General features: G+C 50.2%; 7 protein-coding genes. All 7 read left to right on the top strand.

What is annotated here, in order from left to right; all coding sequences use genetic code 11:
• The first annotated feature begins 79 nt into the window (after nt 1-79).
• The 7 genes from ACHKAR_RS06660 (at nt 80) to ACHKAR_RS06690 (ending at nt 11,602) form a co-directional block, all read left to right on the top strand.
• The gene (locus ACHKAR_RS06660; protein WP_395416685.1) at nt 80-3,424 is read left to right on the top strand and encodes a transglutaminase family protein; all 3,345 of its coding nucleotides are present in this window, start codon (nt 80-82) and stop codon (nt 3,422-3,424) included.
• Between the two features lie 35 nt (nt 3,425-3,459).
• Nucleotides 3,460-6,006, top strand: coding sequence for a circularly permuted type 2 ATP-grasp protein (locus tag ACHKAR_RS06665; protein WP_395416686.1), 2,547 nt, complete (start codon nt 3,460-3,462; stop codon nt 6,004-6,006).
• Nucleotides 6,003-6,884, top strand: coding sequence for a transglutaminase family protein (locus ACHKAR_RS06670; protein WP_395416687.1), 882 nt, complete (start codon nt 6,003-6,005; stop codon nt 6,882-6,884). Before ACHKAR_RS06665 ends, ACHKAR_RS06670 begins: the two co-directional genes overlap by 4 nt.
• A 110-nt stretch (nt 6,885-6,994) precedes the next feature.
• Nucleotides 6,995-8,284, top strand: coding sequence for an ethanolamine permease (gene eat, locus ACHKAR_RS06675; protein WP_395416688.1), 1,290 nt, complete (start codon nt 6,995-6,997; stop codon nt 8,282-8,284).
• Between the two features lie 45 nt (nt 8,285-8,329).
• The gene (locus tag ACHKAR_RS06680) at nt 8,330-9,472 is read left to right on the top strand and encodes an iron-containing alcohol dehydrogenase (protein ID WP_395416689.1); all 1,143 of its coding nucleotides are present in this window, start codon (nt 8,330-8,332) and stop codon (nt 9,470-9,472) included.
• 2 nt (nt 9,473-9,474) lie between these two features.
• Nucleotides 9,475-10,233 (top strand): gamma-glutamyl-gamma-aminobutyrate hydrolase family protein, encoded by a 759-nt coding sequence (locus ACHKAR_RS06685; protein ID WP_395416690.1) that lies wholly within the window; start codon nt 9,475-9,477, stop codon nt 10,231-10,233.
• 4 nt (nt 10,234-10,237) lie between these two features.
• Nucleotides 10,238-11,602 (top strand): aldehyde dehydrogenase family protein, encoded by a 1,365-nt coding sequence (locus tag ACHKAR_RS06690; protein ID WP_395416691.1) that lies wholly within the window; start codon nt 10,238-10,240, stop codon nt 11,600-11,602.
• Nucleotides 11,603-11,614 lie beyond the last annotated feature (12 nt).

Consider the following 11,614-nt stretch of genomic DNA (forward strand, 5'->3'; position numbering starts at 1 on the left):
ATCAGTCTGATTATTTGTGTTTATCTTGAATGATTAATGATTATTTTTGTTAATCTTCAAATAGCATAAATCAGCAGGCATGTCCATAAAAGTAGCAGTCAGGCATTACACCAAATACACCTACGACAAGCACATCGAGCTGAGCCCGCAAGTGATCCGTCTTCGCCCTGCTCCGCATTCGCGTACTTTCATCAAGGGGTATTCGCTCAACATCAAGCCGGAGGGGCATTTCATTAACTGGCAGCAGGACCCCTTTGGCAACTACCTGGCTCGGATTGTCTTTCCAGAAAAGGTAGACCACTTTGAAGTGGACGTGGAGGTGATTGCTGACATGGTGGTGATCAACCCGTTTGACTTTTTCATTGAAGAGTATGCGGAAAAATTTCCTTTTCAGTATGAAGAATACCTGAAAAGGCAACTCTCTCCCTACCTGGAGGTCACTGAAAATGGGCCCCTCCTGATGGAACTGGTGACACGCGCCAAAGAGAAAAAACTGGAAGAGATGAACACCGTGGATTATCTGGTCGCCCTCAATCAGATGGTCAATCAGGCGCTCTCCTATAACATACGCATGGAGCCCGGGGTACAATCCTGTGAAGAAACACTCCAGTTGGCTTCCGGTTCTTGCCGGGACTTTTCATGGGTTCTTGTGCAGCTCCTGCGACATGTCGGACTGGCCTCCCGGTTTGTATCTGGCTACCTCATCCAGCTCAAAGCTGATCAGAAAGCCCTGGACGGACCTTCGGGCACCGAAGAAGATTTTACCGACCTGCATGCCTGGGCGGAAGTATACCTGCCGGGTGCCGGGTGGGTAGGGTTGGACTCCACTTCAGGTCTCTTTGCGGGAGAAGGGCACATACCCCTCGCCTGCACCCCAGAGCCGCAAAGTGCAGCACCCATTTCAGGATTTGCAGAGCCCGCCAAAACGGAATTCTACTTTGAGAATACCGTCAAACGAATTGAAGAGACACCCAGGGTGACGAAGCCCTATTCCGAAGAGCAATGGGCCCAGATCGTGGCAGTAGGAGATCAGGTGGATGCGGATCTGAATGCGAACAACGTGAAAATGACAATGGGTGGCGAGCCCACCTTTGTGTCCATAGATAACAACGACGCCCCTGAATGGAACTCAGAAGCAGATGGTGAGCACAAGAGAAAGCTCTCCAATCAGCTATTTCACCAACTGAAAGAATCCTATGGAAAGGGAGCCTTGATGCAGTACGGACAGGGTAAATGGTATCCCGGAGAGCCACTTCCTCGCTGGAAACTGGCCTGCTACTGGCGCCTGGATGGCCAACCCATCTGGCACAATGACGCCCTGCTGGCAGATATCTCTAAAGATTATGACCTCAAACACACAGATGCCGCTAAATTCATAGAAGCACTCACCTCCGAACTGAACGTCGACAAAGCCAACATCACTCCGGCCTATGAAGACCCCTTCTATTTCATCTGGGAGGAAAGCAAAGTGCCCGTGAATGTGGATCCCCTTAAAATAGACCTGAAATCTCCACTGGAAAGGCAAAAACTGGCCCAGCTACTACAAGATGGACTGGACAAACCAGTGGGATACGCGGTGCCTTTGTCATGGGATTTGGAGCACACATCCTGGCAGAGCTGCAAGTGGAGCTTTCGCAAAAAGAACCTATTCCTTGTACCCGGAAACTCACCCATCGGGCTCCGGCTACCACTGGACTCTATCCAATATACCGACTCGGAAGACGAGGAAATCCGTCCGGAGCGAGACCTTTTTGAAGAAACCGACGCCTTGCCCTTATCAGGTGAAGCTGCTTCTTTCGAACCCGACAGCAGGCCGTTCAACAACTCCGACAAAATCTTTAAAACCTCATTGCTTACTGAAATTCGGGGCGGCAAACTCTTTGTCTTTTTCCCACCGGTCACTCATTTTGAGCACTACCTGGACCTGGTAGGGGCCGTAGAGCGAACAGCCGAAAAGCTGCAAATTCCGGTTTTGATAGAAGGGTATGACCCGCCTGCCGACAACCGGGTGCAAAAGCTCATGATCACACCCGATCCGGGAGTGATAGAAGTCAATATCCATCCGGCCAAAACATGGCGAGAGCTCCTCAGCAACTACGAAATCCTTTATGACAAAGCCCGCGAGTCGCGCCTGACTACTGAAAAATTTAACCTGGATGGAAGGCACACCGGCACTGGTGGCGGAAATCATGTAACCATTGGGGGCAGCAAGCCAGCAGAAAGTCCAATCCTTCGCCGACCCGATGTGTTGAAGAGTTTTATCACCTACTGGCAGCACCATCCGGCACTTTCCTATCTGTTCTCCACGCAATTTATTGGGCCCACCAGTCAGGCCCCACGTGTGGATGAAGGCCGGGATGATATCCTTTATGAGCTGGAGTTGGCTTTTCAGCAAGTACCTAACCACAAAGAAGACGATGTGCCATATTGGCTGGTAGATCGCATTTTCAGAAACCTGTTGGTGGACATCACAGGCAATACCCATCGGGCGGAGTTCTGTATAGACAAACTCTACTCACCAGACTCCAGCACGGGGCGTTTGGGAATTTTGGAGTTTCGAGGCTTCGATATGCCACCACACTACCGCATGGGGATGGTGCAGTTTCTGCTGATCAGAGCCCTGCTTAGTTGGTTTTGGAAAAACCCATATGATCACAAGCTGGTCAGGTGGGGCACGCAGCTCCACGACCGGTTTTTACTGCCGCACTATTGCTATAAAGACATGACCGAGGTGGTCAATGACCTGCGCAATGCCGGGTATGACTTTGACATCTCCTGGTTCGATCCGTTTTTCAGTTTCCGCTTTCCCTTTGTTGGGGAGCTACAGGTAGATGACATCCATATCGAACTGAAAATGGCGATAGAGCCCTGGCATGTACTGGGTGAGGAAATGTCCAGCTCAGGTACAGCCCGCTTTGTGGACAGCTCTCTGGAGCGACTGCAAGTGAAAATTTCGGGGATGACAGACTCGCGCTACCAGCTCATGTGCAATGGCCTGAGGATTCCACTGAAAAACACTGGCGTGCAGGGAGAGTATGTGTCGGGTATTCGCTATCGGGCATGGCAACCACCATCTGCGCTCCACCCCACTCTGGGTGTGGATACTCCGCTGGTCATAGATCTGTACGACACCTGGACCAAGAAATCTGTGGCCGCCTGCAAATATCATGTGGCCCATCCGGGGGGTAGAAATTACAACACCTTCCCAGTCAATAGCTTTGAGGCAGAATCACGAAGGATCTCCAGATTTTTTGACTTTGGTCATTCTATCAACCTGGTGGAGCCCACAGTGGAGCAACCCACTTCGGTAGGCAGGTTTATCACCAAAGTGAATATCCTCACCAACTATGAGGCGACGGGTGAAGTAGTGAACCCGGAGTTTCCACACACCATGGACCTCAGAAGATACAAAAGCGTGAAGTAGCCTTTTATATTCAGGAAAAGGATAATTTTACTGGTATGATCGAATCATATCTTGTTGATCGCATGTTCAACAATGAGCCGTTTCTGGACGAGCTGGCTACATCTGAAAATAAAGTCTCCTCACAGTGGCAAAAACTGGCCATGTATTATGAGCGGCTCGGCCCTGAAAAGCTCGGTCAGTATCATGAGGAGGTGAGCAGGCAGCTCCGTGAAAATGGTGTGACCTATAACATCTATGGCGATCCGGAGGGGATGAACAGACCCTGGACGCTCGATCCCGTTCCAATGATTTTCAGTGGACAGGACTGGGCTGTGATAGAAAAAGGGCTCATTCAGCGTGCCGAGCTCCTCAATCATATCCTTTCGGATATCTACGGGAGCCGAAGCCTCATCAAAGACGGATTCATTCCCTTCGAGCTAATCTACAATCACCAGGGATTTTTGCGGCAAGTCGATAAAATCAAGCTGGACGGCGAACAGCAACTGATCCAGTACGCAGCGGACCTGGCCCGCGGACCAGATGGTAAAATGTGGGTACTACACGACCGAACAGATGCCCCGTCAGGTGCAGGCTATACTTTTGAAAACCGGGCAGCCATGACACGTGTTTTCCCGGATCTGATCAGAGAAAATGAGGTCAGGAAGATTTCTACCTACTATCAGACCCTCAAAAATACACTGGTCAATCTTTCATCCCGAAACAAAGAGAACCCGCGAATCGTGCTCCTCTCCCCCGGGCCAACCAACGAAACTTATTTTGAGCACGCATACCTTTCTTCTTTCATGGGCTTCACACTGGCCCTGGGTGAAGACCTCACGGTGAGTGATGGGTATGTATGGCTAAAAACCATCAAAGGATTAGAAAAAGTAGACGTGATCATCCGGCGGGTGGATGATGTGTTTTGTGATCCGCTTGAGTTTCGAAGCAATTCACACCTGGGCGTAGTGGGACTCATGGAAGCCGTACGTCAAAAAAAGGTGATCGTGATCAACCCCCTGGGCTGTAGAATACTTGAAAATCCTGGTTTAATGGCCTTTTTGCCAAGGCTTTCCCGACATATCCTGGGTGAAGAACTTATCCTCCCCTCTGTGGCCACGTGGTGGTGTGGGCAGGACAAAGAGAAAAAATATGTGCTCGATCACCTGGAGACGCTGATTATCCGCAAGATTTATCGGAGTGCAGATAACCGGTCGATATACGGAGGCTCCCTTTCCAAAGAGGAACTAAACCAGCTAAGAGCACAAATAGACAGGAGCCCCTACCTCTACGTGGGGCAGGAGTTGGTCAACTTCTCCACTACTCCGTCCTGGATCAATCAGAAGATGGAGGCGAGAAACGCGGTGTTCAGAAGCTACATTGTGGCTGATACTCAAAACAGCACGTACTCGGTGATGCCGGGTGGCCTTTCTCGTAGCTCTGCGCAAAAAGGAGCCTTTATTGTATCCAACCAGCAGGGGGGCATCAGCAAAGACACCTGGGTACTCGGCAAGCGGGAAGAATCCAAAGTCACACCTGTGACAGAGGCTGGTCTACGGCCCGAACTCAAAAGCGTGCTTCCCAGCCGAACTGGTGAACACCTTTTCTGGATCGGGAGATACATGGAGCGCTCCGTATACACTGTAAGACTGATGAGGATGGTGCTCATGACTTACAATGAGGTAGATGAAGACATTCATATTAAAGAAAACCCTGTAGTATCCACCTTACTGAGAACCCTGACCAAACTTACCGGTACACAGCCGGGGTTTAAAGACAAAAAAATCCTCAGACATCCTGAAGAGGAACTGATTTCGCTGGTCCTCGACTCCAGTCGTGTAGGCAGCCTGGCTTACTCACTCAATGCTTTTCTATCTAATGGCTATGCCGTGCGTGACCGGCTGAGTCTGGATACCTGGAGAATCCTCGACAGCATTTCTGAGGAGCTTTCCCGAATGAAAAAGATGGGCTCCGATCTTACTCAGATATATGACGGACTGGACAGTATGGTCATTAAGCTCATGGCATTCTACGGGCTCAACATTGACAACATGACCAGGGAACCTACGTGGCATTTGCTGAATGTGGGACGATTCATAGAGTCCGCCATCAACAATTGTAACGTCCTGGGGTCGATGCTTGGCAAGCGTTTTGGAACAGAAACTGACAAATCCCTGTTGGAGGATACCCTCCGCTGTAGCGAAAGCCTGGTCACCTATCGGTATCGCTATCGATCTGTGATGGAAATGAAAGGGGTGCTCAGTCTGCTCATTTTGCACGAGGAGAATCCACGATCTGTCATCTACCAGATCATGCGGATAGAAAAACACCTAAGTAGTATGCCTCCACAAGACCAGGAGGTGGAGGAATTTCTCAGCCCGGCACGCAAAAAACTACTGGAGGCTGTGACCAAAATTCGCCTGTGCGACATAGACCTGCTGGCCACTGCCGATGGAAAGAAAGGGAATTACACTCATTTGAAAACCTTTCTGGATGAAATCACCGCACTACTAAGCGACACTTCAGACCTGATCTACCAAAAGTACTTCAGCCATACCAGCAATCGCTACCACATGATTCAAACCTCTCTCCTCCCGGAAATATGAGATATCAGGTCACCCACATTACCGACTACATTTATCAAAACACTGCCTCTCTGTGTCACAACATCATGGTGCAGCTACCAAAAGACTCAGAGTGCCAGACCGTAGAGGAAAGCAGTTATGAGATAGATCCGGAACCCAGCTTTCTGGGCGAGCGAAAGGATTTTTTTGACAATCAGTACCTCTATTTTTCCATAGAAAGGGCGCACAAAAAACTTACGGTAACCTCCAGAACCAGAGTAACTCTGAAATCACCAAAATGGATGGGAGTGGATCCGGCGAGCACCAGCCCGTGGGAAGAGGTGGTGAAATGGCTGCGAACCACAGATGCCCTGAATGACATTCGCCAGTTTTATCTGGAGTCCAAGCATGTGCATTTCGTAGAAGGGATTAAAGCCTATACCCTTCAGTCCTTCACCCCCGGCCGACCCATCATGGAGGCCATGATGGAACTCAACTCCAGGATCTTTCATGATTTCAGTTTCACTCCTGGGTTTACTGATATCAGTACTCCCCTTGAAAAAGTTTTTGAAACTAAAAAAGGGGTTTGTCAGGACTTTGCGCATTTTGCACTGGCCTGCCTGCGCTCCATCAACCTGGCCGCCAGGTATGTGAGTGGCTATATCGAAACACTGCCTCCTCCAGGCAAGCCTAAACTGGTAGGTGCAGATGCATCTCATGCCTGGGTAGCCCTCTACATTCCAGAGTTGGAATGGGTGGAGTTTGATGCCACCAATAACCTGCTGGTAGACGACAAGCATGTGCGGGTGGCCGTAGGCAGAGACTTTGCAGACATTACGCCCCTCAAAGGGATTGTCTACAGCGTGGGTAAACAAACCATGAAGGTCAGCGTGGATGTACGTAATCTGGATAGTGTGTAGGATCTTATTCAACAATTCTGTCTAATCCACCCGCCAAACCTGACCGTCTCTGACTATTTTAGAATAAATTTCAGGCTATGGCAGACCAAAATCCTCAGACTCCCCAGCTTATGAAAACATTAGGTCCGCTGATGCTCTGGGGACTGGGCGTAGGCTATGTGATCTCCGGCATGTATTTTGGCTGGAACCTCGGCCTGGCAGAAGGGGGCACGCTGGGGCTGGCTATCGCCACGTTCTTCATTATCATCATGTACCTCACCTTCACCTTTAGCTACACGGAGCTGGCTTGCGCCATTCCCAAAGCCGGAGGAGCTTTTGATTATGCGGACAGAGCCTTGGGTAAGAAACTGGGATTTCTGGCCGGTATGGCTCAGAATGTAGAGTTCATTTTTGCACCTCCAGCCATAGCCGCAGCCATTGGTGCCTACTTCAATATCTTCTTCCCGCAGATCGATACGCTCTACATCGCCATTCTGGCTTACCTGCTGTTTACCGGCCTGAATATCCTCGGTGTGAGGGCTGCCGCCATCTTCGAGCTGGTCATCACCGTCCTTGCCGTGCTGGAGCTGTTGATCTTTGCTGGGGTTTGTCTGCCTCACATGAAAGTTGAAAACCTCACCCTCAATGCCCTACCCAATGGGTTTCAGGGGGCGTTCGCAGCCATCCCGTTTGCCATCTGGTTTTTCCTGGCCATAGAGGGAGTGGCCAATGTGGCTGAAGAAGCCAAAAACCCACAACGAAGTATTTTGATTGGTTTTGGTTCAGCCATCTTCACATTGGTGGTGCTATGCCTGCTCACCTTCGTATCGGCAGTTGGCGTGGATGGCTGGGAATCTATTGTCTACCCTCCAGGGAGCACTGAAGCTTCCGACTCCCCTTTGCCTTTGGCTCTGGCCAAAATAGTCGGCGACAGCCACCTGCTGTATCACCTGCTGATCACCGTAGGCCTGTTTGGTCTGGTAGCTTCCTTTCACGGGATCATCCTGGCGGCAGGGCGCTCCACGTTCGAGTTTGGCCGGGTAGGCTACATCCCCAAATCGCTGGGCAAAGTGCATCCTAAAACCCTCACTCCGGCCAATGCCCTGGTGGTAAATATGCTCATAGGGATTGTGGCCCTTCTAACCGGAAAAACAGGCGAAATCATCACCATTGCCTGCTTTGGAGCTTTGACTTTGTATATCGTGTCCATGTTCTCATTTTTTGCGCTGCGCAAAAATGAGCCCGACCTGGATCGTCCGTTTAAGGTGCCACTTTACCCCTTTTTCCCAGCTTGTGCCCTCATCATAGCCAGTCTGGCGCTGGTGGCTATGACCATTTATAACCTGAAGCTGGCATTGATTTACGGCCTGATTATGTTGGCCGCTTACTTATGGTTTCTCTTTACAGAGAAAAAGAATTAATTTGATCTATGTCATTTCATCCAATCGAATTACGAAGCTTTCTTTATGCAAAACAGGCTGAACTTTAACTTTCCTACACCCATCCGGTTTGGGGCCGGGGTAATCGATGAACTACCCGATCACCTGCTGGCTCAGGGGCTGAATCACCCACTTCTGGTGACTGACCCGGTGGTGTCTGAGCTGGAGTTTTTTCAGGATATCCTGAATGGGTTGAGGTCAAAAAACATGACCCCTGAGGTGCATACTGAAATGCACAAAAATCCTATCGAATCAGATGTACTCAAAGGTGGGGATCATTATCACCGCTCGGGATGTGATTGTATTGTAGGCATCGGCGGGGGTGTAGCATTGGATGTCGCCCGGGCCATTGTGCTCCGCATTCATCATCATCGGCCCCTCTTTGACTATGATGACCTGATAGGTGGCGACCAGTATGTAACCGAAGAAGTGCCGTATTTTGTGACGGTTCCCACCACGGCCGGTACCGGAAGTGAAGTGGGCCGCAGTGCCATTATTTCGGAGGATATTTCCAAGAAAAAAAGAATCCTCTTTGCTCCTAAACTGATGGCCCGACAGGTGTTTGCCGATCCTATGCTCACCATGGAGTTGCCCCCCTTTGTTACAGCAGCTACAGGCATGGATGCCCTCACGCATAACATGGAGGCTTACCTGGCCAAAAACTACCACCCGATGTGCGATGGAATCGCCCTGGAGGGCATGGCCCTCATAGCCAAATCCATAGAAAAAGCTACACACCACCCCGACCTGGAAGCCCGCTCCAATATGCTCCTGGGATCCCTCATGGGTGCCGTAGCTTTCCAGAAAGGCCTGGGTGTGGTGCATAGCCTGGCACATCCGCTTTCCAGTCTGCTGGACACTCACCATGGACTGGCCAACGCCGTGAATCTGCCCTATGGCATGGAATTTAACTATGCTGGTTTGGAGTCCCGATTTGATAAAATGGCGGAGTTTTTGGGTGTGGTGGATGCGGACGGAGCGCGCGTAGTAGATTTCCTCTTTGAGCTCAATCAGCGGCTGGAACTGCCAACCAAGCTGAGTGAAATTGGCGTACGACCAGAACATATCGAAGAACTTTCAAACCTGGCGGTGGCAGACTTTGCTCATCCCAACAATCCCAAGCCTGTGAGCTGGGATGACTTTCATACCTTGTATCAAAAAGCACTTTGAGCATGTTAAAAATCGGCATTTCTGCCTGCTTTCTTTATCCTGACCCCAAACGTTCGGTTTTTGGACCAAAGACCCTGAGTTATCTTGAAAATGACATGGCCCGGTACCTTACAAAAGAAGGTGTGATCCCTGTACTCATTCCCGATGTGGACGATGAACTTCTCCTTGCACTCGTAGAGGAAATGGATGGCTTCATTTTCCAGGGCGGCACTGATCTGGCACCAGAGTCCTACGGTGAAAAGCCGATAGAAAATGGTCGTTGGAAGGGTGATCCCGTAAGAGACAAGTATGAACTCAAACTCATGAATTTGGCTATGGAAAGTGATAAACCCATCCTGGGTATCTGTCGTGGGATGCAGCTCATGAATGTGTATTTCGGTGGCACGCTCTATCAGGATACCAAAACCCAGCGACCAGAAGTACTGGTACACCGTGATGCAGAACAGTACGATACCGTCTCCCATGAAATTTCCTTTACGGAAAAAAAGATCCTGTCCAAAATCTACAAAAACGCCCAAAGCACCCGGGTGAACAGTGTACACCACCAGTCCATCAAGAATCTGGGCAAAAATCTGGAGGTCCTGGCTGAAAGTCCTGAAGATGGGGTGATTGAGGCCATTGGCTATACCAAAGCCCCGGACGGCTGGGTAATGGGGGTGCAATGGCATCCTGAGTTTTCTCATACCCTGGGTAGTCAGGTCATCAATGCCGACAAACTTTATCTCTATTTTCTGGAACATGTAAAATCGCTGAAAAGCTAACCCTATGAACGTCATCAATCCTGCAACGGAAGAAGTCATCTCCGTGCTGACACCAGACACGGCCGCTACGGTCGCTGCAAAACTCAAGGCACTCAGGGCTGGTCAAAAGAACTGGCAAAATCATAGTGTGGAAGAGCGGCTGGCCATCATTGAGCGATTCGGTGAACTGGTCGTGGAAAACAAACCCGAACTGGCCCGGATTCTGACCAGTGAAACGGGCAAGCCCATCTCACAATCCATCAATGAGATCAATGGCTCACTGGGCCGAATCCAGCACCTGAAGATCAATGCCGAAAAATGGCTGGAAAGTGAAATGATCACGCCAAAGGATGCTACCGTGGAGTTCATCACCCACGAGCCACTGGGAGTCATTGCTAATATTTCTGCATGGAATTTTCCTTACAATGTAGGCTACAATGTATTCCTATATGCCCTGGTGGCTGGCAACGCCGTGCTCTATAAGCCTTCGGAGTTCGCATCCCTGACAGGATTAAAATTTGGAGCACTCTTACACGAAGCGGGAGTCCCCGCCAATGTGTTTGAAGTAGTCATCGGCTCAGGCGCTGTGGGCCAGTACTTGCTGGAAGCCGATCTGGATGGGTATTTCTTCACGGGCTCATACAAAACCGGAGTACACATCACTCAAACTGTCGCGCACAAGCTGGTACCGGTGCAGTTGGAGTTGGGTGGCAAAGATCCTCTTTATGTGATGGATGATGTGGTGGATGTTCGGCAGGCGGCTATCAATGCGGCAGAAGGTGCTTTCTACAACAATGGCCAGAGTTGCTGCGCCGTAGAGCGCATCTATGTACAGGAAGACATTTATGAAGAGTTTGTGCAGCACTTCACTGAAGAGGTAAAATCTTACAAACTGGGTGATCCCATGGAGGAAGACACCTTCACCGGGCCACTGACCAGGCCACAGCAAATAGCGGTCCTCGCAGACCAAATTAAAGATGCTGTTGCTAAAGGTGCCCAACTGGTACTGGGAGGAGAGTCCCTCAACAGGAAAGGATATTTTATGAGCCCGGCTGTACTTACCGGTGTAAATCACACCATGGAACTCATGCGGGAGGAATCTTTCGGGCCGATCATCGGAATCCAGAAAGTAAGCTCCGATGAAGAGGCTACCGACCTGATGCGAGACACCCCATATGGCCTGACTGCAGCGGTGTTTTCCGAAGATGAGGCCAGGGCCCGCAAAGTATTGGATCAGATGAATGTTGGCACCGTATACTGGAACTGCTGCGACCGTGTGAGCCCGAATATACCCTGGTCGGGTCGTAAAAACTCAGGGCTTGGAGCCACCCTTTCGTATATGGGCATTCGCGCTTTCACCCAGCCCAAAGCGTATCACTGGCGGGGGTAGACCATTTTCACC

Source organism: Marinoscillum luteum, assembly GCF_044005705.1.
GTDB lineage: Bacteria > Bacteroidota > Bacteroidia > Cytophagales > Cyclobacteriaceae > Marinoscillum > Marinoscillum luteum.

Bases quoted from the DNA above. Each gene is read 5' to 3' on its own strand.
- ACHKAR_RS06670 (WP_395416687.1), top strand. From the start codon at position 6,003: ATGAGATATCAGGTCACCCACATTACCGACTACATTTATCAAAACACT.
- ACHKAR_RS06660 (WP_395416685.1), top strand. From the start codon at position 80: ATGTCCATAAAAGTAGCAGTCAGGCATTACACCAAATACACCTACGAC.
- ACHKAR_RS06665 (WP_395416686.1), top strand. From the start codon at position 3,460: ATGATCGAATCATATCTTGTTGATCGCATGTTCAACAATGAGCCGTTT.
- ACHKAR_RS06690 (WP_395416691.1), top strand. From the start codon at position 10,238: ATGAACGTCATCAATCCTGCAACGGAAGAAGTCATCTCCGTGCTGACA.
- ACHKAR_RS06685 (WP_395416690.1), top strand. From the start codon at position 9,475: ATGTTAAAAATCGGCATTTCTGCCTGCTTTCTTTATCCTGACCCCAAA.
- ACHKAR_RS06680 (WP_395416689.1), top strand. From the start codon at position 8,330: ATGCAAAACAGGCTGAACTTTAACTTTCCTACACCCATCCGGTTTGGG.
- eat (WP_395416688.1), top strand. From the start codon at position 6,995: ATGAAAACATTAGGTCCGCTGATGCTCTGGGGACTGGGCGTAGGCTAT.